Origin of the sequence: Paenibacillus sp. GYB003 (assembly GCF_036577625.1) — a bacterium.
GTDB lineage: Bacteria > Bacillota > Bacilli > Paenibacillales > NBRC-103111 > Paenibacillus_AB.
The window spans coordinates 39,716-59,961 of record NZ_JARBDC010000033.1; the positions used below are offsets into that span (position 1 = coordinate 39,716).

Annotated in this window: 22 protein-coding genes, 3 tRNA genes and 1 riboswitch; of the genes, 19 read left to right on the forward strand and 6 right to left on the reverse strand. The window is 60.4% G+C overall.

The features are described from left to right. Positions 1-41 precede the first annotated feature (41 nt). The 12 genes from PV407_RS11790 (at position 42) to PV407_RS11845 (ending at position 9,988) form a co-directional block, all read left to right on the forward strand. The gene (locus PV407_RS11790; protein WP_332090121.1) at positions 42-596 is read left to right on the forward strand and encodes a phosphatidylglycerophosphatase A family protein; all 555 of its coding nucleotides are present in this window, start codon (positions 42-44) and stop codon (positions 594-596) included. A 143-nt stretch (positions 597-739) separates the two neighbouring features. Next, positions 740-904, forward strand: a complete 165-nt coding sequence (locus PV407_RS11795) for a hypothetical protein (RefSeq protein WP_332090122.1) — start codon at positions 740-742, stop codon at positions 902-904. Positions 905-1,001: 97 nt separating this feature from the next. Then, positions 1,002-1,075 (forward strand) — tRNA-Met (locus tag PV407_RS11800). A 21-nt stretch (positions 1,076-1,096) separates the two neighbouring features. Further along, positions 1,097-1,173: transfer RNA gene (locus PV407_RS11805), tRNA-Ile, on the forward strand. Positions 1,174-1,427: 254 nt separating this feature from the next. Continuing rightward, positions 1,428-2,501, forward strand: a complete 1,074-nt coding sequence (locus PV407_RS11810; protein WP_332090123.1) for a Gfo/Idh/MocA family protein — start codon at positions 1,428-1,430, stop codon at positions 2,499-2,501. Positions 2,502-2,601: 100 nt separating this feature from the next. Beyond that, complete coding sequence (locus PV407_RS11815) at positions 2,602-3,708, forward strand: Gfo/Idh/MocA family protein (protein WP_332090124.1); 1,107 nt, start codon at positions 2,602-2,604, stop codon at positions 3,706-3,708. Positions 3,709-3,739: 31 nt separating this feature from the next. Next, positions 3,740-4,543 (forward strand): sugar phosphate isomerase/epimerase family protein, encoded by an 804-nt coding sequence (locus PV407_RS11820; RefSeq protein WP_332090125.1) that lies wholly within the window; start codon positions 3,740-3,742, stop codon positions 4,541-4,543. Between the two features lie 38 nt (positions 4,544-4,581). Further along, complete coding sequence (locus PV407_RS11825; protein ID WP_332090126.1) at positions 4,582-5,961, forward strand: sulfatase family protein; 1,380 nt, start codon at positions 4,582-4,584, stop codon at positions 5,959-5,961. 44 nt (positions 5,962-6,005) lie between these two features. After that, entirely contained in the window at positions 6,006-7,040 is a 1,035-nt protein-coding gene (locus PV407_RS11830; RefSeq protein ID WP_332090127.1) for a Gfo/Idh/MocA family protein, read from the forward strand. Next, on the forward strand, positions 7,037-7,573 hold the full coding sequence (gene cysC, locus PV407_RS11835; RefSeq protein WP_332090128.1) for an adenylyl-sulfate kinase: 537 nt from the start codon (positions 7,037-7,039) through the stop codon (positions 7,571-7,573). Before PV407_RS11830 ends, cysC begins: the two co-directional genes overlap by 4 nt. Before the next feature lie 13 nt (positions 7,574-7,586). Then, on the forward strand, positions 7,587-9,002 hold the full coding sequence (locus tag PV407_RS11840; protein ID WP_332090129.1) for a sulfatase family protein: 1,416 nt from the start codon (positions 7,587-7,589) through the stop codon (positions 9,000-9,002). 83 nt (positions 9,003-9,085) lie between these two features. Continuing rightward, entirely contained in the window at positions 9,086-9,988 is a 903-nt protein-coding gene (locus PV407_RS11845) for an AraC family transcriptional regulator (protein WP_332090130.1), read from the forward strand. Positions 9,989-10,115: 127 nt separating this feature from the next. Here the strand turns inward: PV407_RS11845 and PV407_RS11850 are convergent, their stop codons facing one another. Continuing rightward, entirely contained in the window at positions 10,116-10,937 is an 822-nt protein-coding gene (locus tag PV407_RS11850; protein WP_332090131.1) for a helical backbone metal receptor, read from the reverse strand. Positions 10,938-10,958: 21 nt separating this feature from the next. Continuing rightward, entirely contained in the window at positions 10,959-11,948 is a 990-nt protein-coding gene (locus PV407_RS11855; RefSeq protein WP_332090132.1) for an ABC transporter substrate-binding protein, read from the reverse strand. Between the two features lie 262 nt (positions 11,949-12,210). After that, a riboswitch (cobalamin riboswitch) is annotated at positions 12,211-12,407 on the reverse strand. Between the two features lie 133 nt (positions 12,408-12,540). Here PV407_RS11855 and PV407_RS11860 point away from each other — a divergent pair. From PV407_RS11860 to PV407_RS11875, 4 genes are all read left to right on the forward strand, one after another. Beyond that, positions 12,541-13,953: a sulfatase-like hydrolase/transferase gene (locus tag PV407_RS11860; protein WP_332090133.1), complete on the forward strand. Its 1,413-nt coding sequence runs from the start codon at positions 12,541-12,543 to the stop codon at positions 13,951-13,953. Between the two features lie 130 nt (positions 13,954-14,083). Then, positions 14,084-14,166: transfer RNA gene (locus PV407_RS11865), tRNA-Leu, on the forward strand. A 240-nt stretch (positions 14,167-14,406) separates the two neighbouring features. Continuing rightward, positions 14,407-14,976 (forward strand): RNA polymerase sigma factor, encoded by a 570-nt coding sequence (locus PV407_RS11870; protein ID WP_332090134.1) that lies wholly within the window; start codon positions 14,407-14,409, stop codon positions 14,974-14,976. Between the two features lie 2 nt (positions 14,977-14,978). After that, complete coding sequence (locus PV407_RS11875; protein ID WP_332090135.1) at positions 14,979-15,728, forward strand: anti-sigma factor; 750 nt, start codon at positions 14,979-14,981, stop codon at positions 15,726-15,728. 53 nt (positions 15,729-15,781) lie between these two features. On the opposite strand, the gene PV407_RS11880 is transcribed toward PV407_RS11875, so the two are convergent. Both PV407_RS11880 and PV407_RS11885 read right to left on the reverse strand, forming a co-directional pair. Beyond that, positions 15,782-16,690: a protease complex subunit PrcB family protein gene (locus PV407_RS11880; protein WP_332090136.1), complete on the reverse strand. Its 909-nt coding sequence runs from the start codon at positions 16,688-16,690 to the stop codon at positions 15,782-15,784. Between the two features lie 233 nt (positions 16,691-16,923). Next, positions 16,924-17,106, reverse strand: coding sequence for a hypothetical protein (locus PV407_RS11885; protein WP_332090137.1), 183 nt, complete (start codon positions 17,104-17,106; stop codon positions 16,924-16,926). Between the two features lie 144 nt (positions 17,107-17,250). Here PV407_RS11885 and PV407_RS11890 point away from each other — a divergent pair, with 144 nt between their 5' ends. Together PV407_RS11890 and PV407_RS11895 are read left to right on the forward strand one after the other, a co-directional pair. Continuing rightward, complete coding sequence (locus tag PV407_RS11890; RefSeq protein WP_332090138.1) at positions 17,251-17,538, forward strand: hypothetical protein; 288 nt, start codon at positions 17,251-17,253, stop codon at positions 17,536-17,538. A gap of 38 nt (positions 17,539-17,576) precedes the next feature. Continuing rightward, positions 17,577-17,972, forward strand: a complete 396-nt coding sequence (locus tag PV407_RS11895; RefSeq protein WP_332090139.1) for a hypothetical protein — start codon at positions 17,577-17,579, stop codon at positions 17,970-17,972. 69 nt (positions 17,973-18,041) lie between these two features. On the opposite strand, the gene PV407_RS11900 is transcribed toward PV407_RS11895, so the two are convergent. Together PV407_RS11900 and PV407_RS11905 are read right to left on the reverse strand one after the other, a co-directional pair. Beyond that, entirely contained in the window at positions 18,042-18,239 is a 198-nt protein-coding gene (locus tag PV407_RS11900) for a hypothetical protein (protein WP_332090140.1), read from the reverse strand. Positions 18,240-18,311: 72 nt separating this feature from the next. Then, a complete protein-coding gene (locus tag PV407_RS11905) occupies positions 18,312-18,725 on the reverse strand; it encodes a hypothetical protein (RefSeq protein ID WP_332090141.1) in 414 nt (137 codons plus the stop codon). A 194-nt stretch (positions 18,726-18,919) separates the two neighbouring features. Between PV407_RS11905 and PV407_RS11910 the strand changes: the two genes are divergently transcribed. Further along, positions 18,920-20,083, forward strand: a complete 1,164-nt coding sequence (locus PV407_RS11910; RefSeq protein WP_332090142.1) for a GDSL-type esterase/lipase family protein — start codon at positions 18,920-18,922, stop codon at positions 20,081-20,083. The last annotated feature ends 163 nt before the right edge of the window (positions 20,084-20,246 follow it).

The following is a 20,246-nucleotide window of genomic DNA, read 5'->3' on the forward strand; positions in this document are numbered from 1 at the left end:
TGCTATAATGGATTACATCTGACATCCGGGGGGAGATTTCCATGCCAATCCGTGTTCATAGCAAAGACGTGAAAGAAGCCGCCCTGCGCAAGCTGGCCGAACGCGGCGTGCAGCTGGAAGATATCGCGAGCATCGTATACGAGATGCAATCTCCCTATAACGCGGGACTGAGACTGGATCAATGCTTGGAAAGCGTGCGGGCCGTGCTGGAAAAGCGCGAGCTGCAGCATGCCATCCTGGTCGGCATCGAGCTCGACCAGCTTGCCGAGAAGAAGCTGCTGTCCGAGCCGCTGCAGTCGATCGTCGCGTCCGACGAAGGGCTGTTCGGCTGCGACGAGACGCTCGCGCTGGGCTCCGTGTTCGGGTACGGCAGCATCGCCGTCACGACGTTCGGCCATTTGGACAAACATAAAACCGGCATTATCAAACGGCTCGATACGAAGACAGGCAAAGGCGTCCATACGTTTTTGGACGATCTCGTGGCGAGCATCGCCGCCTCCGCATCGAGCCGGATCGCCCACCGGTTGCGCGACGAAGAAGAGCGGAGAGAGCAAGCCGAAATCGCCGCGACGGCGATGGAAGAAAACGCGGGCTGACCAGAAAGGCCGATATCCAATCCCCGAAACGATCCCGTTTTCGGGGATTTTTCTCTTTTTTGGGCGAGCGTCCGAAAAAAAATCGGAGAGTTGGGATATGCTATACAGTAGAACAACTTGCGCGAAAGGAACGATCGTTCGAAATGAAATGGGTGTATTGGGTCAAACTGTACGAAAGCAAATTTCAAGCGGGCTGCCTGGCCAAGCGGATGGAGGAAGACTGGTGGATTTACGGGTACGAATGCCCGCAAACGGTCGAAGTATACCGTTCCAAAAAAGGCCGGTTCGGCGTCCGCTATCAATTGTAACGCGAGTTTTCCTAAAAAATAGGGTTGACACGTCATCGGCCTGTAGTGTATATTTATTTTTGTCGCTGTTTGAATCAACTGAACGATTTCATACTGACGCGGGGTGGAGCAGCCCGGTAGCTCGTCGGGCTCATAACCCGAAGGCCGCAGGTTCAAATCCTGCCCCCGCAATTCGTTTTTTTGCGAGAGTAAGGGCCCTTAGCTCAGTTGGTTAGAGCGGTCGGCTCATAACCGATTGGTCGGGGGTTCGAGTCCCTCAGGGCCCACCACATTCAGTTCTCGCAGCGTCGAACGGAAATCATACATAACACGTAACGAACGTCTTGCTTCGTCGATCGCCTTCGAGCGGCCGAACGATGCAGGGCGTTCTTTTTTTTGCGATTTTTTGCGAAATGGTCCATATCGGTAATAGAAATGTCCAGATCAACCATGAAATCGACAGGGCCGGATGATTATGATTGAAGTAACCGGACGACATCGACATCCAGCGAAAAACGAACAACCGGCGGAGGGAGACATGCAAATGAGCGGGAGCGAGCCGATCCACATCGGCATTCTCGGATTCGCCCACGGCCACGTCCATACGTATTGCGACGAATGGAAAAACGGCGAACACGGCGTCCGGGTGGCGGCCGGCTGGGACCGCGACGCGGAACGGCTGGGCAAGGCGGCCGCCGCATACGGATTGCAGCCGTTCGAAACCGTCCCGGAGCTGCTCGCCCGGGAAGACATTCGCGCCGTCGTCGTCGCGTCGGAAACTTCGCTTCATGCGGAGCTCGTCGAGCAGGCGGCGAAAGCGGGGAAAACGGTTATCCTGCAAAAACCGCTGGCGCTGACGATGCGCGAAGCGGACCGGATCGTCGAAGCCGTCAACGGCGGCGGCATCCGCTTTACGCTCGCCTGGCAAATGCGGGTCGACCCGCAAAACGTGCAGATGAAGCGTTGGATCGAAAGCGGCGAGCTGGGGCGGCTGTTCTCGGTCAGACGCAGACACGGTCTGGCGATGGGGCTCCAAGCGAGCTTCGCCGATTCGTGGCACGTGCAGCCGGAATGGAATCGGGACATATGGGCGGACGACGCCTCGCACCCGATCGACCTGCTCCACTTCTGGCTCGGCATGCCGGAAAGCGTCACCGCGGAAATCGAGACGCTGTACAACCCGCGCATTCCGATGGACAACGGCATCGCGATTTTCCGTTATCCGGGCGGGCCGATCGCGGAGGTGAGCTGCTCGTTCACCTGCCATGCCGCCGAAAACACGACGGAAATCGTCGGCGAGCGCGGCACGGTCGTGCAAAATTACGGCGATGCGCCGAGCTGCAACGTCCCGCGTCCGCCGGGCGCCGGAGCCGGGCTCAAACGGTACGACGCCGCGGCGGGCGTCTGGACGGCGAGCGACGTCGAAAGTCCGCCGAACCACGGGCATCGCATCCGCGCGCTGGCGAAGCCGCTCGCGGAGTTCGTCCGCGGGGAGCGCGGTCCGATCGCGACGGCGGAGGAGGGACGAACGTCGCTGCGCATGGTGCTGGCCTGCTACGCCTCCGCGCGGCAGGGGCGCCGGGTGACGCTGGACGACCCGATGATTTTCGCCATGTAAGCGCAGCCGGAGCAGTGGAAACGGTTTCAATCCAATCGAACGAGAAAGGCGGGTGAAGTTTCCGGCATTCGCGCGGGCGAATGAACCGGAGACGGGAAAGATGGCGCTCAAAATCGGCATCGTAGGGTTAAACGGCATCGGCAAAAACCATGCCGCCTGCTACCAGGAAGACGAGCTTGCGGACTTGATCGCGGTATGCGACGTCGTCAAGGAAAGAGCGGATGCGGTTGCGGAGAAATACGGCATCAAAGCGTACTACAGCTTGAAGGACATGATCGAAAACGAGCCCGACCTGCAAATCGTCGACGTGACGACGGGCGGCATCGATAACGGCAGCTGGCATTTCGAGCCGGCGATGGAGGCGGTCGGCTACGGCAAGCACGTCCTCGTCGAAAAGCCGATTTGCCACGACGTGCGGCAGGCGCGGGAGCTCGTCGCCTTCGCGGAAAAACAGAACGTCTACCTCGGCTGCAACTTGAACCATTATTTTACGAAGCCGGCCGAGCGGGCCAAGCAGTATATCGACAACGGCGACATCGGAGAGCTCGTGTACTGTCTCGCCAAGATGGGCTTCAACGGCGGCGAGCTCAATTACGCGCTTGCCAAATCGCCGAAAGTGAACGGCCACCCGTATTTTCACATGAAGGCGTTTTTGACGCATCCGTTCAGCGTCATGAGACATTTCTGCGGCGACATTACGCATATTCAGACGTTCTCCGACCGTCCGGGCTTCCGGCGCAGCGCCGGCGACGTCATGGTGTCGATCAACAGCATACACGTCAAGTTCGCGAACGGCGGCGTCGGCTATTTGCTCAGCCAGCGGGGCGACGCGGCGTACGGTCTCGGCGGCTGGTGGAGCGTGGAGGTGGCCGGAACGCGAGGCACGTTCTGCATCGAAAACTGCGTCGAAAAAGTGTCGTACTGGAAGGCGGAGAAAGGCATTCCGGCGATCAGCTCGCAGCCGGCGCCGGAAGTGACCGACTTCGGCACGACCGATTTCAACCGGACGTTCAACAACCGGCTGCACGCGTTTCTCGAGGACGTCTCGAACGGAGTGCCGCGCGACCAGCTGCGCGCGAACGGCCGGGACGCGCTGGCCGTACTGGAATATACGTTCGCCGTCATCGAATCGTACGAGCGCGGCGGCGAGCTCGTCCGCCCGCACGCGCTGCCGCCGCTGACCGGCGACCCGCATTTCATGAAATAAGCCGGAATTCCGGCGGACGGAGGAATCCGATATGATCAAGCTCGGCGTTAACTCGGTTTTGTTCAAACATTTCGGCTTTGCCGAGGCGGCAAAGCAAATCGCGCTGTGCGGCTACGACGGCGTGGAAATCGCGGCCATCCAGGGGATGTGCGAGCATCTCGACCTGAGCCGGTGGAAAGAGCAGAAAGAGGAGCTGCAAGCGATCGTCGCCGAAAACGGTCTCGAGTTTTTGTCGACGGAGGTCGCTTCTCTGAGCGAGGACAGGCTGCTGCCCGCCTTCGAAGCGGCGGCCGAAATCGGCATCCCGGTCGTCAACGTCGGACCGGGCGGCAAGCTCGGCGTCGAGGAGGACGTTCGGGCGTCGATCGAGAAGCTGGCGCGGATGTCCGAACGGGCGGCGTCCTACGGCGTTACGCTGTGCGTGAAGGCGCATGTCGGCAATGCGATTTACAATACGCCGACGACGCTCAGGGCGATGAGCGAAATCAGCTCCCCGGCGTTCGGCATCGACATGGACCCGAGCCACATCCACCGCGCCGGCGAAAACGCCGAGGAAGCGCTCCCGGCCGTGCTGAGCCGCGTGAAGCATATTCATATTCGCGACTGCAAAGGCCGCGAGAAAGGGCCCGGGCCGATCGAGCTGCAGGCGTGCGGGCGCGGCGACATCGACTTGTTCGGCTACTGCAAGGCGATGGTCGACGGCGGCTACGACGGTCCGGTCGTGCTGGAAGTGATCGGGGCGACTCCCGACCATACGCTCGCCCAGGTGTCGATCGTGGCCGCGGAATCGTACGGCTATTTGAACGGGTGCCTGAAGCGGCTCGGCGCCCGCTGAACGGAACGGAATTGCGCCAATCGAAGGAGGAACTGTACATGGCAGCGAAAAAACCGAACGTCATCGTATTCGGCATCGACAGCTTGCGCCGCGATCATATGAGCGCATACGGCTATTCCCGCTTGACGACGCCGCATTTGGACAAAATCGCGTCCGAAGGCGTTTTGTTCGAGCAGCATTTCAGCCCGAGCATTCCGACGACGCCCGCCTACGCGGCGATGCTGACCGGCATGGACGTGTTCGGCACCGACGTCGTGGCGCTGCGGCACCAGGGGCCGCTCGGCGGGCATGTGCGGACGCTCGCCGAGGTGCTCGGCGACAACGGCTACAATACGACGTGCGTCGGCTTTACCGGAAACCCGTCGTCGCGCGGCTTCCAAACGTATTTGAACTATGAATCGTGGCATCCCGACGAAACCGGACGGGCGCCGAAGGCGCACAACTTGAATCGCGTGGCGATTCCGGAGCTGGAGCGGCTCGCCGGCGACGACAAACCGTTTTTCCTGTTTTTGCGCCATATGGACCCGCACTCGCCGTATTTGCCGCCGCAGCCTTACGAGCGGACGTTTTACGGCGGCAACGAGAAAGACCCGGCCAACCGTTCGATGGAGCCGGTGTACAATTTCAAGCCGTTCGCCGATTTTCTGAAATCGTGGATTCCGGAAGGCGTGACCGATTCCGACTACGTCTGCGCGCAATACGACGGGGCCGTCGCTTATATGGATGCGTGCATCCAGGCGATTTTCGCGAAGCTCGACGCGCTCGGACTGACCGAAGAGACGCTCATCGTCATTACGTCCGATCACGGCGAGACGCTGTACGAGCACGACTGCTATTTCGACCATCACGGCCTGTACGACTGCACGCTCGTCGTTCCGCTTATTTTGAAATACCCGGGCGTGCTGCCGGCCGGCAAACGGTTCGCCGGCGTATCGCTCATACAGGACATTATGCCGACCGTCCTCGACCTGCTCGGGATCGAAACGGACATCGCGTTCGACGGCCGCAACCTCGCCCGCTGGATCGACGGCGAGACGATTGAGCCCGTCAGCGAGTTTTACATTACCGAGTGCACATGGATGCGCAAGCACGGCTGGCGGACGCCGGAATGGAAGCTGATTCGCGCGCTCGAGCCGGATTTCCACTTCAAGCCGGAGGTCGAGCTGTACAACCTGATCCGCGATCCGGACGAAAACGTCAACCTGGCGGAGAAGGAGCCGGAGGTCGTCGCGCTGCTCGAGAAGCGGATGCTGGACCATATCGCCAAGCGCGAAGCGGAGACGAACCGGCCGAACCCGATTTATACGAACGTGAACTGGCACGGCAAAGGCAAGCCGTTCGCCTCGTCGCAGGAGGCTTACGATTCGCTGTACATCGGCTCGATCGTGAACGCCCGCACGCTGCAGGAGAAAAAATAGCTGGAAGCCGCGGCGACGACGGCCTTCGGAAAGGAAGAACGACGATGATTCGAGTCGCCGTAATCGGCGTCAACCATATCGGCAACATTCATTGCGAGGCGTACCGCCGCCACCCCGACACCGAGCTTGCCGCCGTCTGCGACCTGCTGCCGGAGCGGGCGCAGGCGGCCGCGTCCCGGCACGGCGTGCCGGCCTACACGGACATGGCGGAAATGCTCGCCGGCGAAGCGATCGACGCGGTCGTCGTCGCCACGGCGGGAGTGGAGAAGGGCAGCCACCATTTCGCTCCCGTCATGACGGCGATCGCGGCGGGCAAAGACGTGCTCGTGGAGAAGCCGATCTCGAACCGGATCGACGAGGCGCGGCAAATGGTCGCCTTCGCCCGGGAGAAGGGCGTCCGCTTCGCCTGCAATTTGAACCACCGCTTCGCGCCGGCCGCGTATCGCGCCAAACGTCTCGTCGACGAGGGCAGGCTCGGAACGCCGCTGTTTCTCAACATGCGGCTGACGATCCGCAATCCGCAGGACGATGCCGAATGGCTCCATATGCGGGCGTTGCACCCCCATTCGATCGACGTCATGCGCTACTTCGGCGGCGATATCAAACGGGTGCAGTCGTTTATGACGAAGGCGCCCGGACGGAACGTATGGTCGACCGTATCGGTCAACGTCCAGTTCGCTAGCGGGGCGGTCGGGCATTTGACGGGGAGCTACGACATGTCGATGCGCCATCCGATCGAATTTTGCGAGGTTGCCGGCAGCGAAGGCCGGCTCGTCATCGACAACGTGTACGAGCAGATGACGTTTTACCCGCATCAATCGGACGACTTGATCGTATACCGCAACCCGATATTCGGCGGCATGCAAGGGTTTGACGATACGTTCCGGCGGCGGATCGACCGGTTCGTGGAACAGATCAAAGCCGGCGACCCCCCGGACCGCATCGACGGTTCCGGCGCCGAGGCGCTGGCGGCGCAGGAGACGATCGAAGCCGCCATCCGCTCGCACGAGCTTGGCGGCGTCCCCGTGGACGTGCCGGGGGCGGCTGAATGCATAAGCAACGGAGGATCGGCAACATGAACGACTTCGGACACGTATTATGGTTTACCGGCTTGTCGGGCGCGGGCAAAACGACGACGGCCGAACGCGTGAAAGCGCGGCTGCTCGAAAGCGGACGCCGCGTCGAGCTGCTCGACGGCGACGAGCTGCGCGGCACGATATGCAAAGGACTCGGCTTTACCCGCGAAGATCGGCTTGAGAATGTGAAGCGGATCGTTTACGTGGCCGGGCTGCTGTCGAAGCACGGCGTCGACGTGCTCGTATCGGCCATAACGCCGTACCGGGAAATGAGGGAATATGCGAGAAGGACGCTGCCCGGATATGTGGAAATATACGTGGAATGTCCGCTCGAGGAATGCGAGCGCCGCGACGTCAAAGGGCTCTACGCCAAAGCGCGCCGCGGCGAGGTGCGGCATTTTACGGGCATATCCGATCCTTACGAAATTCCGCATCGTCCCGACGTTACGATCGGCACGTTAACCGGCACGTTGGACGAAAACGCAGAGACCGTCCTGGCCCATATCGGCATTCGGGCCGGCGCCGCCCGCGCCTAGTGGAGGGAACCGGATGAAAATCATACTCGTTTCGCTCGATACGCTCCGCGCCTCCCGGTTAAGCGGCTACGGGTACGGAAAGCCGACAAGCCCGCACCTCGATACGATCGCCGGGCAGGGGGTGCTGTTCGAACGCGCCTATGCGGCGGACATTCCGACCGAGGTGGCGCATACCGGAATATTTACCGGCAAAGTCGGCTTGACGACCGGCGTCGTCTCGCACGGCTCCGAGCTGACGCATTTGCCGAAATCGGTCCCGTGGCTGCCGACGATGCTGCGGACGGCCGGCTTCGTCACGGGCGCGGTCGACAACCTGTACCAGCTGAAGGAATGGTTCGCCAGAGGGTACCGCTACTATATAAACAGCGTCGGCGGCAACCGCTGGATCGACGGGAAAACGGTAAACGCGCTCGCCTTTCCGTGGCTCGAGCAGCATAAGGACGACTCGTTTTTTTTGTTTCTTCATTATTGGGACGCCCACACGCCGTATTTGCCGCCGCCGGAGCTCGTTCCGCCGTTTTACGAGGCCGGGCGCGATCCGTTCGATCCGGCGAACGGCAGCATGGAGCGGGCGTACAATCATTTGGCCTACCCGTTTTTCAAGCACCACCATTACGACTTGATCGGCGAAGTGACCGACAGCGACTATTACGACGCGCTGTACGACGCGGAAATCCGCTATTTGGACGACCGGCTGAAGGAGCTCGACCGCCATCTGGAATCGCTGGGCATCGCGGACGACACGCTGCTCGTTCTGTTCGGGGATCACGGGGAAAGCTTGACCGAGCACGACATTTACTGGGACCATTGCGGCTTGTACGAGCCGACCGTTCACGTGCCGATCCTGATGCGCTGGCCCGGCCGCATCCCGGAAGGGCGGCGCGTTCCGGGCTTCGTGCAGCAGGTCGACTTGCTGCCTACGCTGCTCGAAGCGGTCCGCCGGGAACGTCCGCCGGGGATCGACGCCGCAAGGCTTCCGGATCCGGAAGGTATCGACGGCAAAAGCTTATGGCCGGCGATCGAAGGAAAAGCCGGCGGAACGCACGAGCTTGTCTACTTGAGCGAATGCGCTTGGCAGGCGGCCCGCGGAATACGGACGGACCGCTACAAATTCATTCGCACGTACGATTCGGGCCCGTTCATCCGGCCGGAGAGGGAGCTGTACGATTTGCTGGCCGATCCGCACGAGACGGTCAACCTGGCCGCCCGGCAGCCGGAGCTGGCGAACCGGTTCGAGCGGCTGCTGGACGAGTGGGTAGCGGCCAAGCTGGCGGGACGTCGGGATCCGATGACGCGCCAGCTGGAGGAGGCCGGGCTGCCGTTTCGGAGGCGGATCGAGCAAATATTGGCGTCGGCGGGAACGACCTGGGACGAATGGCGCCTGGATCCCCGCCGCGAGCGGTTCGACAAGCTGGTCGGCAAGCATTGATTTGCCCGGAACAAGCCGGGAGGCCGGGCCGCCCGACGCCGGAGCGACCCGGTGCCGATTCGCGCAGGCGGGGAGCGATGCGGATGCAGCGAGTGATTCGAAGCAGCGGACTGATGAAGGACGAATTTCCGTTTTGGATTACGAGACAAATACAAGGCGAGCTCGACGAGCACGGACACGAGTTCGTCGAGCTCGTCTACGTCGTGCACGGCGCGGGCGTGCACATCTTCGAAGGGACGGAGTACGAGGTCGGCTCCGGAGACGTGTACATCATCAATCCGGGCGAAATGCACGCCTACTCGGTGAGGGACGGAGAGCGGATGGAAATCGTCAACTGTCTGTTCATGCCGTCCTTCATTCCCGACGCGCTTTTGAAAGAACTGCAAATTTCGGCGTCCATGGACTATTTTTACGTCCATCCGTTTATGCAGCCGGACGTCCGCTTCAATCGTCATTTGACGCTGCACGGCCAGGACGCGGTGCACGTCCTCGGCCTGCTGGACAGCATGATTCGCGAAATCGGCAGCCGCGCTCCGGGCCATATGACGATCATTCGGCTGCAGCTGATCGAGCTGCTCGTGCTGCTGTCGCGCTATTACGCGTTGATGCAGGGCGGCGGCACGGCATCGTCGCCGCGGCGGATGGAGCGGGAGATTACGGCAAGGCGCATTTACGGCTATTTGGAACGAAATTACGACAAAAAAATTACGCTCGAGTCGCTCGCCGGGCTGTTCAACGTCGGCATCCGCCAGCTGAACCGCCTGGTCAAGCAGGAGTTCGGCCGGAGCATGATCGACGTGCTGCACGACATTCGCATCGCGCGGGCGAAGCGGCTTTTGTCCGAATCGGACGAGAAGGTGATTACCGTCGCGGCGCTCGTCGGCTACGACGACCCGTCCTTCTTCAACAGGCTGTTCGTCCGCCAGGTCGGCTGTTCGCCGAGCCGGTACCGCCAAAGTCTCGAACGCAGGGAGCCCCGCGCGTAGAAGAACCCGGGTCGCGTTCGAGCGAGCGGACCCGCCCGACCGCGGACGTGCCGGCACGAAACGAAGGCGATCCGCCGGATCGCCTTCGTCTTCCGGCTGCCTGGCTGGTGCCTGGCTGCCTGGCTGCTTAGCTGCCGCTTAGCCAGCGGCTCATTTCGTCTTCGTCGTAGGCGGGGTAGACGTCCGGGTGAAGAAGACGTCCCAGCTTGTGCAAGCCGGCGACGAGAAGCGGCGACGGTCTGCAATAGAGCGACTCCTCCATGACGTGCACGCGTCCGCCGGCCAGCGCCCGCAGCTTGTCCGCGCCGTCCCGCTTCGCCACCGTTTCCGGCTTGACGAGCCGTTCCCGTACGCCGACCCAAGCGAGCAACATGTAGTCGGGATCGCGGCGGACCACTTCGTCCCAGTCGGTTTTGACGCTGGCCCGATCGTCGTCCGCAAATGCGTTCGCGGCTCCGGCAAGCGCGCTGATTTCGGTCAGCCAGTTGCCGCCGCCCGGCGTAAATACCGGCTTCGGCCACCATTCCCAGTACAGCGAAGGCTTGCTCGCGCATTCGAGGCTTAGCGCGGCGTAACGTTCCAGCATCGCCTCGAACCGGCTTCGCGCCCGCTCGGCGGCGGATTCCGCGCCGAGCGCCTCGCCCACGATCGTCATATTGGCGGCGATGTCGGCGAGCTTTTTCGGGCTGAGCGTGATGTACGGAACGCCGCGCTCGTTGAGCCCCGCGATGTTCGCTTCCATGCCGGGAACGGTCAGCGAAGCGACGACCAGGTCAGGACGAAGCGCCTCGACGGCGTCCATGTCGATTTTCATATCCGAGCCGAGCCTCGGCAATCCGGCGACGGACGCCGGCCAATCGGAATAATTGTCGACCCCGACGAGGCTCGGGGCGAAGCCCATGAAGCCGAGCAGCTCCGTATTGCTCGGGCAAAGGGAGACGATTCTCATCGCGATGCCGCTCCTTCCCGGTCAATTTTTGAACAGATCGGGGTAAATGCCTTTGGCTATGCTGAGCAGCCCTTGCGTAATGCGCGGCCCCGGACGCGACAGCGTATCTTGGTCGACGGCGATGAGACGGTTCGCGGCGATCGCCTCGATTTTGTCCCAGCCGTTCCGTTGTTTAATGATTTGGTCGAGCGTTTGGCCCGCTTTGTCTTTCGCCCCCGTCGTATAGAAAATGACGGCCGGATTGTCCTGGATCATTTTTTCTTCGTTGATTTTGTTGAACCCTTTCGTATCGGAAGCGATGTTGACGCCGCCGGCCAGCGTAATGAGCTCGTCCATGAATTCGCCTTTGCCGACGGTCCAGCCGGGGGAAAATTCGATATACACCTTTTTCTTTTGCTCCGGCTTCAGGCCGCCGACCGCCGCTTTCACCCGGTCGATTTCTTTTTTCATCGTTTCGGCGAGCGCTTCGGCTTCCTTCTGCTTGTCCGTCAGCAGCCCGATCGTCTTGACGGTGTTCAAAATATCGTCGACCGATTTCGGCTCGAACTTGTACAGAGGCAGGTTCAAGGAGCGGAGCTTGCCAAGCGCGTCGTCCTTGATCGAAATGCCGGTGATCACCAAGTCGGCGTTCGCCGCCAAAATCGCTTCGACGTTCGGCGCGGATACGCCGCCGACCTTCGGCTTGCTTTTCGCCTCCTCCGGGTAATTGTCGAAGTCGGAGACGGCCACGACGCGATCGCCGAGCCCGAGCGCGAACAAAATTTCCGTCTCGGCGGTCGACGTCGAAACGATGCGCTGCGGCGCCTTCGCAATCGTCATTTCGGTGCCGGTCGTATCTTTTACCGTCAGCGGATATTTCGTCGATTGGGCGGCTGCGCCGGTTTCCGTCTGTTTGTCGGACCCGGCGGGCGTTCCTCCCGCGGCGGCGTTTCGGTCGCCCCCGGCTCCCCCGCAAGCGGCGAGCGATAGGCTGAGCAGTAGTACGAGCGTGAGTTGAGCCAATTTGTTCATGTCGGTCATTCTTCCCCTTCGGATTCGGATTGGAGCTGAAAGCTTGAAGCGATGAAATTCGTCCTCTCCGCACGACGAAAAAGCCTCCATCCTTGTCAGGACGGAGGCAGCAAATCAAGGAATGAGCCGGCGGTCGCAGCCGGCGGCAGGGCGTTCGTCGCGCGCGAAACGCACGGCGGAGCCCGAGCCGGACGGCAGAAAGCGATGCCGATAAACGGTCCAAGTTCCCGATTTAGCCGATCCTTTTCCGCGAAGGACCTACGTGGCTGGAGCGCAGCAGGCAGGTTTCCTGGCTCTCGGGTCGTGACGAGCTCCTCGCCTTCCCGTTCCGTACGGAACAGTGGCATATGGAGGGGCTCCCCGATTCACAGTGGCGGGACCGCGCCGGATTCGCACCGGCTTCCCTTTTAACCCGGCCGTCCTGGATGGACGGCGGGCACCTGCTGGCATTTGCAGCATTTCGATTCGTTCAAGCTCAAATCTCTTGAGCGATTATATCATAGAGTCGCTATGTTGATCTAGTCCTGCTGCCTGACGCATGTATGTCCGATGCTGTTCCAAGTGCAAGAATGTCATGTCGGGAGGAAAAGAGATGAACGCAACATCCGCGCCGAACCTATTGCTGATTACGGCCGACCAGCTGCGGTACGACTGCGTCGGCTCGAGCGGGCGGTATCCCGTCCGGACGCCGAATTTGGATCGGCTCGCGTCCGAAGGAGCCGTTTTCGCGAACGCTTTTTCGCACATTCCGGTTTGCGGTCCGGCGAGACAGTCGTTGTTGGCCGGCCGGAGAGCCGAAACGTTCGGGGCGCTGTGGAATTACAGCGGCGCTTTGCCGGTGGCAACGCTCCAGCCGAGCGATTACAGCTGGACGCGAACGCTGCGAGACTGCGGGTATGCGTCCGCGTTTTTGGGGAAATGGGGCGTCCATCCGACCTGCGGCCCGACCGCATTCGGCTATGACGAAGCCGTCGCCGAGGACGAGTACGGCCGGTTCGCGAAACGGCTGTACCCGGATGCGACGTACACGAACGGATATTTCGGCGAGCCGAATCCGATTCCGGTCGAGCATTCGCGCACGCATTGGCTGGCGGAGCGGGCCTCCGAGACGATGGAGAAGCTGCATCGCTCCGGCAAGCGCTGGCATATGGCGCTTCATTTTCCGGAGCCGCACTTGCCGTGCCGGCCGTCGGGCCGATTCGCCGATATGTACGATCCGGCCGATATTCCCGAATGGAGCGGATTTCGCGAAACGTTTGCCGGGAAGCCGTATATACAGAGACAGCAGCTGTACAACTGGGGCGTCGAGCACTACGAATGGAAAGATTGGGCGCCGGTCGTCGCCCGCTATTACGGCATCGTCAGCCAGCTCGACGAGGCGATCGGGCTCGTGCTGCGCAAGCTGGAGGAAATCGGCGCCGCTAACGACACGTTAGTCGTTTTCACGGCCGATCACGGCGACATGTGCGGCTCCCACCGGATGATGGATAAGCATTACATTTTGTACGACGATGTCGTACACGTGCCGTTTATCGTTCGTTGGCCGGGACGCGTCCGAGCCGGATCGACGTGTAACCGGTTCGTTTACAATTTTCTCGATCTGGCACCGACGCTGCTGGAGCTGCTCGGCGTTCCGGCTCCCGATTCGGTCCGACTGCACGGCCGTTCGCTGGCGCCGATATGGACCGGGGACGGGGAAGTCCCGGATTGGCGGCACGCGGTAGTCGCCTCGTACAACGGGCAGCAGTTTGGGCTGTATACGCAGCGAATGATCCGAACTTCGGCATGGAAATACGTTTGGAATACGACCGATGTCGACGAGCTTTACGATCTGCGGCGCGACCCGGCCGAGCTCGACAACCGGATCCGCGATCCGCAGCACGCAGCCCTCGTGGCGTCGCTCCGGCGACAGTTGTACGAAACTCTCCTGGCCGACGGAGACGCGCTGGTGCGGAACGAATGGGTGCGACGCCAGCTGCTGCACGGGGCGAAATTGGACAAATAGAAATGCGTTCGGCCGCTTTCCCGTATTGGCAAAACCTATGAAAAAATCGTATGGCTTTCATATTGACTTGCACTCGAGTACCGTGGTAATATGTAGTTCGTTGGCTTTATATACGAGCCTGCGAGTACATGCCGGGGTGGCGGAATGGCAGACGCACAGGACTTAAAATCCTGCGGGGGCAACCCCGTACCGGTTCGAGTCCGGTCCTCGGCAGTATAAGTTGCGAATACGGGACTAACGAAAACGCTTGGCGCTGCGGGGACGAACCCCGGGCTCGGGCGTTTTTCTTATTTTAACGTCTTTAGGGTGCGCAAACGCACGCAAAAAATCCGGCGCTCCGCGCGAAAATGCGCGGCTGCATTCTTGCCAAAACGTTCCGGATATAGGATTATGGGTATATCGATAGGTGTACGTAGGGAAGGTCGTCATACGCGGCGGAGGAGTGCCGGTAATATGGATGAAGCAACCGATGGGGAACTGATGCGACGGATACGCGGCCGCAATCGCGAGGCGTTCGAGCGCCTGTATGACCGATACGTCAAGCTGGTTTATTCGTATGCGCTCAAATCCGTGCAAAACGAGCAAGCCGCCAAAGAAATCGTGCAGCTGGTGTTCACCCGCTTGTGGACGACGCAAAGCGGATACGATCCGGACAAAGGACTTTTCGTCAACTGGCTCATTACGGTTACGCGCAATATCGCGATCGACTATGTTCGCAAGCAGCGCAGGCACGAAGTCGCCGTCGCCTTCGAGCCGGATCAGTGGGGCGCCATCCCGGACGACAGCCGCAATACGCCGGAAGCGAAAGCGAGCCGGAGATGGGTGCGCGAGCAAATTCGCGACGGCTACCGAAAGCTGTCCGCCCATCAAATCAAGCTGATCGAACGGGTCTATTGGGAAGGCTATACGCTCGTGGAAGTTGCGCGAATGAACAACGAGCCGGTCGGCACGATCAAAAGCCGGCTCCATCAATCGCTCAAAATATTGCGCAAGCATATGGCCGAGCAAGAGGAGGGGACGTAACGATGGAAACGAAAAACGGCACTCCTTGCGACTATTTGCTGGAATGTTTGGTCGGCGACGCCGCGGCCGGGCAGCGCAAGGCGTTTGAGAGCCATTTGCCCGAATGTCCCGCTTGCGCCGAGCAATGGAAGGAATTGACCGAGGCGTGGAGCCTCATACCGGAGACGATCGATCTGGTCGAGCCTCCCGCCCGAATGAAAGAAGAATTGATGACCTCCCTGTTCGGAACCGAAAGCGCCGACTCCGGCCGGGGGAATGCCGAACCGGCCGCCGTCCCGCCGCGGGCAACCGTTCCGCGCGCGCGAAAAACGTATACGTTCGGCGCAACGGCGGCCGCCGTCATGCTGGCCGTCTGCCTGTGGTTTTATTTGTCGCGCAGCGACGAGGCGTTTTTTGCGTCCGCCGCCGCCCAGCCGCTTTACGTGGAGCAATCGTACGCGCTCCGCTCTTACGACAAATCGTTGGCCGACGCCCGCGGAACCGGCTGGATCGTATGCCAGGGCAAAAAGAAAAAGCTCGTGCTGAACGTAAGCGGTCTGGCGAAAACGGCTCAGGGAGAAGCGTACCAGGTATGGCTGATCCGCAACGGCCAAAGGCAAAACGCCGGCACGTTTTTGGTCGATCCGCAAGGAAGCGGCGTCCTCATCTACGATTTGCCGCGAAACAAAGCCGAATTCGAAGAAATCGGGATTACGCTGGAGCCGGACGCCGACGGGCGCGAGCCCCGGGGGCAAAAAGTGCTCGGTTCGTAACCGGGCGGACAAAAAAAGGACTTTCGGATTCGAGACCGAAAGTCCTTTCATATTCAGTTCGGATTGTTCAGCACCGGTTTGTAGGAAGACGCGATATACGTATCGACCTTCGCCTCGGAAATGACCTGCGGGTAAAACTTGCCGGGTTCCGGCTCGCGCAGCGCGTACGAGATGACCGCCATGCCGTCGTCCCTGAATTCGATGTTCGTCACCGAAATGCCGTAGCCCGGATTCGGCCGCTCGCCCCAGCTGAGCGTCACTTTGTTGACGTCGTCGTTCACTTTCGTAACCGTAAGCGCGATGTTCGGCTGCTCGACCGGCTGCTTCGGAACCGGCTCGTGGTGTTTCGCGAATTCGACGGCCGCGTGCAGCATGCGAGCCGCTTCGCTCCGCGTAATTTCGTTTTTCGGATGGAAGTAGCCGTCGTCCAGCTCGGTCATTTTGCCGAGAATCAGCTTTTGGATGCTGTTCATATATTCTTTCGTAATGTCTTTCTCATCCTTGATCATGACGAACATTTCAATGAAGGCGTAGTCGCCTTTCGCCGTCATCGCGTGGAACAAGTAATGGGCGAACTGCTCCTTCGTCATCCGCTGAGACGGGTCGACGTCCTTCGGAAGCGGAACGCCGTTCAAATACGCGTACAGAAACGATTGCGCGTACCAGGCGTCGTCCGGAATGTTCGTGAAATAATCGCTCGCCTTCGGCTCTTTAATAAACTGCATGTGCGCGATGTTCAGGTCGAACGCCTTCACGAGCATCGCCACGCCTTGCGCCGTCGTCATTTTTCCTTTCGGAGCGAACAAGTTTGCCGACAGACCGCTGACGATGCCGGCTTTTTGCAAGGCGACGATTTGCGCCTCGTTCGGATCGCCAGCCGTATCGTCGAACGCGAAGGCGGAGCTTCCGATCGTCGCCATTACGAGCAGCGCCGCGAGCGCTGCCGTCAAACGTTTTTTCATTCCAATCACCCGTTTCTTATAAATTGGACTACGATCGATCGTTCCACCTTATAAACGGACGATAAAAGGAAAATGTTGCACGTCGGCTTTCTTTTTTCGCCGGACGGCTCGCGGTCATACTAACAGCCGGCGCAAATCAATCCGAGCGAAGGCGCTCGGAGCCGTAACTTTCGACAGCAAAAGCAAACGCCAGCCAGCGGACAATCAGTCCGCCGGTCCGGCGTTGTTTTCGTTTAATCGTCGAGATCGGCTCGGCACGGGGCTTTGTCGGCGATCGATTCGACGGGCGAGTAAGCAATGAGCGTGACGGGCTGACCCGTCTCGTCGCGCAGCCTGTGTTCGAGGCTGACGATTTGCTCGACAAGCGCCGGTTTTTCGTTCAAGTCGGCGAACGTATACTGGCCGCGTTCGGTCATGGTGGATCGGCTCCCCTTTCGCGATTCCGGATCGTTTGGCTTAGCGTACCCGAATGCGGGACTTTCCATTCGAACCGGTTGACGTATGTTCGTCTTTGTACGTATAATAAGAACAGATGTTCTTGTTTGGGAGGGTGTTCGATTATGAACGTAAACGGACATGCGGCCGATGTGGCGGGCTGCCGACAGTACGAAGAAAACATCCGATCGCTCGCCGTCGCGATGTTTACGGAGAAAGAGGCGATCGTTACCGTACGCGGCGATCTGGAGGCGCAGACGATTCAAGGCCGGATTACGAAGCTGGACAAAGAGCGGAAACGGATCAAAATCGAGAACGCGGACGAATATTGCTGGGTCGATTTTCCCGACGTCGCCGGCATCGAAATCGTCATCGACGGATCGGTTGCCTCCAGGCCGCCCCATCGTATATGATAATGGAATAACGATGCGTTGGAGCAGATCGGACATATATGATAGCGACGCCGAACATAACGAATCGACTGAACGAAGCGATGGAGCAAGCCCGGGAAACGATCGAGCTGCTGCAAAAGAAGCAAAACGCCGAAGGCATCACCGTCTTGTCGGCGAAGCAATTATCCGCCGCGCTGAAAATCGGCCGCGCCGAGGCGAAGGCGCGCATCGACCGGCTGATCGACTTCGGCCTCGTCCGCAAAACGGGCTTTAACGGCTACAAGCTGATCCGGACCGATTTGGACGTGACGCCGTTCGGGACGGCGCTGGAGCTGGCGCGAGTCATTTCGGAGCTGCCGAACGCGACCTACGAGGAGCAGGCGTCCGCGCTCGGCATGACGAACAAGGAGCTGGAGGCGGCCTACGGCCTGCTCGTTTACCTGCTTCGCGCCTAGAAATAAGTACGCGAAAAAGCCCCGGAAACCCGGGGCTTTTCCTTTCCGATCGATTCGCGCGAAAGCCGGTCAATTCAACTTGCGGTACCGACGGTTCTCCGGAGTCCGCTGCTGTTTTTTGGAAACGATCGCGATGCCGGTTATCGCCACGACGATCAGCACGCAGCTCTCGAAAAACGAAATGTACCCGTCGTTCGCCCACATAAAAGCCAAGAACAGCAGCAGCCACATGTTCACATAGATGTATTCGTACAGCAGTCTCAGCATGGCAACCTCCTGCGCTTCATTCTTTCTCGATTTTATAAAAAAACGGTCGAAAAATGAAGGGCAAGACCGGTTTTACTCCACGACGGTCCCCGTCGTATCGATAACCGGTTCGCGCTGAACGCCCGGCTGCATCCCTTGGCCGCCATGCCAGCCGCTTTGGCCGCCATGCCAGCCGCTTTGGCCGTCGTGCCAGCCGCCCTGGCCGCCGTGCCAGCCGCTTTGGCCGCCATGCCAGCCGCCCTGGCCGCCATGCCAGCCGCCCTGGCCGCCATGCCAGCCGCCCTGGCCGCCGTGCCAGCCGCCCTGGCCGTAGTGCCAGCCGCTTTGGCCGCCGTACCAGCCGCTTTGCCCGCCGTGCCAACCGTATGGATAGCCGTGCCAGCCGCCGTGATGATGATGGTGCCAGTGCCCGTACGGATACGACCCGGGATAAACGGTGCCCGGGTAAACCGGATGCGGGTAAGCCGAGTAAGGGTAATAGGTCATCGTTATTCCTCCTTTGGATACGACAGCATATGTCGGATCGGGCAGGAGGGATACTTGCCTACTCCGGATTTGGGCTTTCTTCGTTCCGGAATCGTCCGGCCCCATATCTTCTTAATGAAGCGAAAAAAAGATACCCAACCGGTCCGGACGGCAGTATGATAAAGCTAGAACGGACAAAAGCGGGGGATGAGGCTTTGCGAAGCGACCTTACATGGACCGATTATATCGTGCGGGGCGGTCTGCCCCATACGGCAAGAAAACTGGAGCGCGGAGAGCCGGTGACGGTCGCGTTTATCGGAGGTTCCGTAACGGTGGGGGCGGGCGCTTCCGATCCGGGTAAAACCGGCTATCGCGCACTGCTGGCCGACTATTTGCGCCGAACGTATCCTCGTTCGGAGTTCGCTTTCGTCAACGCGGCGATCGGCGGGACGGACTCGACGTACGGCGCTTTTCGGCTGAAGGCTCACGCGCTCGACAAAGCGAGCGTCGATCTGCTGTTCGTCGAGTTCGCCGTTAACGACGCCGGCGACAAGGAGGCGTCCGTACGCGCGATGGAAGGCATCGTCCGGAGGACAATGCGGACCGGCCCGACAACGGAGCTTTGTTTGCTGTATACCGCAAACGAGACCGGAGTCGCCCGGTTTGCGGAAGGCGGAGTTCCCGCCAATATCGTTCACCACGAGATGGTCGCGGAACGTTACGGACTGCCGTCCGTTTGTCTCGCCCGCGCCGTCGCCCGGATCATCGGGGCCGGAGACATGCGGTGGAGCGATTTCAGCCGGGACTCCGTTCATCCGAACGATCGCGGGCACCGGCTTTACGCCGATTATTTGGAAGCGTTTTTAAGCCGCGTGCTGACGAAGACGGGCGACGACAACGGTGGGACCGAGGCTGCGGATCTCCCGCCGCCGCTGGATCCGTTCTGCTACGAACGGGGGGAATTGGCGATACCGAACGGCTCCGTGCACGCTCCGGGTTGGCGCGAGCTTCCCGGGTGGTCGGCGGACCGGGTGTGCAACTGGAAGCCTCCGGCCGACATCGTGCTCGGAGACGAGCCGGGCGCCCCGCTTGTCCTCCGATTCGACGGGACCGCGGCGGGAATCGCCTTTCTGGCCGGCATGGATACCGGTTCGATCGAAGTCGCGGTCGACGAAGGGCCGTACCGGACCGTGGAGCTGTTCGATCGATACTGCACGCAATTTTATCGCCCGAAGGCGGTCGTGCTGGCGGACGGACTGCCGCCGGGAAGCCATACGCTCGCTATTCGAATATCCGAGAACAAGCATGCCGACAGTACCGGACGCTCGCTTCGGCTACTATACGGGATGGTAAACGGATCGTTTCTCGGCTGGGAGTAGCTCAGCCGGCCGGCGAACGCGGGTTCGCCGATTTTTTCGATTGTCCATCATCATCATTCGCTTCCGTACATATACTGCTATCACCGACCCGATCCGAAATCGTCCGTTTTTGGCGAGGCGGATATTTGGAGGTGATGCGACATGGAGCGAAACGGCGGCTCGG

What these genes read in the sequence shown, in the direction of transcription:
- PV407_RS11790 (WP_332090121.1), top strand. Translation starts at nt 42, where the DNA reads ATGCCAATCCGTGTTCATAGCAAAGACGTGAAAGAAGCCGCCCTGCGC.
- PV407_RS11795 (WP_332090122.1), top strand. Translation starts at nt 740, where the DNA reads ATGAAATGGGTGTATTGGGTCAAACTGTACGAAAGCAAATTTCAAGCG.
- PV407_RS11810 (WP_332090123.1), top strand. Translation starts at nt 1,428, where the DNA reads ATGAGCGGGAGCGAGCCGATCCACATCGGCATTCTCGGATTCGCCCAC.
- PV407_RS11815 (WP_332090124.1), top strand. Translation starts at nt 2,602, where the DNA reads ATGGCGCTCAAAATCGGCATCGTAGGGTTAAACGGCATCGGCAAAAAC.
- PV407_RS11820 (WP_332090125.1), top strand. Translation starts at nt 3,740, where the DNA reads ATGATCAAGCTCGGCGTTAACTCGGTTTTGTTCAAACATTTCGGCTTT.
- PV407_RS11825 (WP_332090126.1), top strand. Translation starts at nt 4,582, where the DNA reads ATGGCAGCGAAAAAACCGAACGTCATCGTATTCGGCATCGACAGCTTG.
- PV407_RS11830 (WP_332090127.1), top strand. Translation starts at nt 6,006, where the DNA reads ATGATTCGAGTCGCCGTAATCGGCGTCAACCATATCGGCAACATTCAT.
- cysC (WP_332090128.1), top strand. Translation starts at nt 7,037, where the DNA reads ATGAACGACTTCGGACACGTATTATGGTTTACCGGCTTGTCGGGCGCG.
- PV407_RS11840 (WP_332090129.1), top strand. Translation starts at nt 7,587, where the DNA reads ATGAAAATCATACTCGTTTCGCTCGATACGCTCCGCGCCTCCCGGTTA.
- PV407_RS11845 (WP_332090130.1), top strand. Translation starts at nt 9,086, where the DNA reads ATGCAGCGAGTGATTCGAAGCAGCGGACTGATGAAGGACGAATTTCCG.
- PV407_RS11850 (WP_332090131.1), bottom strand. Translation starts at nt 10,937, where the DNA reads ATGAGAATCGTCTCCCTTTGCCCGAGCAATACGGAGCTGCTCGGCTTC.
- PV407_RS11855 (WP_332090132.1), bottom strand. Translation starts at nt 11,948, where the DNA reads ATGAACAAATTGGCTCAACTCACGCTCGTACTACTGCTCAGCCTATCG.
- PV407_RS11860 (WP_332090133.1), top strand. Translation starts at nt 12,541, where the DNA reads ATGAACGCAACATCCGCGCCGAACCTATTGCTGATTACGGCCGACCAG.
- PV407_RS11870 (WP_332090134.1), top strand. Translation starts at nt 14,407, where the DNA reads ATGGATGAAGCAACCGATGGGGAACTGATGCGACGGATACGCGGCCGC.
- PV407_RS11875 (WP_332090135.1), top strand. Translation starts at nt 14,979, where the DNA reads ATGGAAACGAAAAACGGCACTCCTTGCGACTATTTGCTGGAATGTTTG.
- PV407_RS11880 (WP_332090136.1), bottom strand. Translation starts at nt 16,690, where the DNA reads ATGAAAAAACGTTTGACGGCAGCGCTCGCGGCGCTGCTCGTAATGGCG.
- PV407_RS11885 (WP_332090137.1), bottom strand. Translation starts at nt 17,106, where the DNA reads ATGACCGAACGCGGCCAGTATACGTTCGCCGACTTGAACGAAAAACCG.
- PV407_RS11890 (WP_332090138.1), top strand. Translation starts at nt 17,251, where the DNA reads ATGAACGTAAACGGACATGCGGCCGATGTGGCGGGCTGCCGACAGTAC.
- PV407_RS11895 (WP_332090139.1), top strand. Translation starts at nt 17,577, where the DNA reads ATGATAGCGACGCCGAACATAACGAATCGACTGAACGAAGCGATGGAG.
- PV407_RS11900 (WP_332090140.1), bottom strand. Translation starts at nt 18,239, where the DNA reads ATGCTGAGACTGCTGTACGAATACATCTATGTGAACATGTGGCTGCTG.
- PV407_RS11905 (WP_332090141.1), bottom strand. Translation starts at nt 18,725, where the DNA reads ATGACCTATTACCCTTACTCGGCTTACCCGCATCCGGTTTACCCGGGC.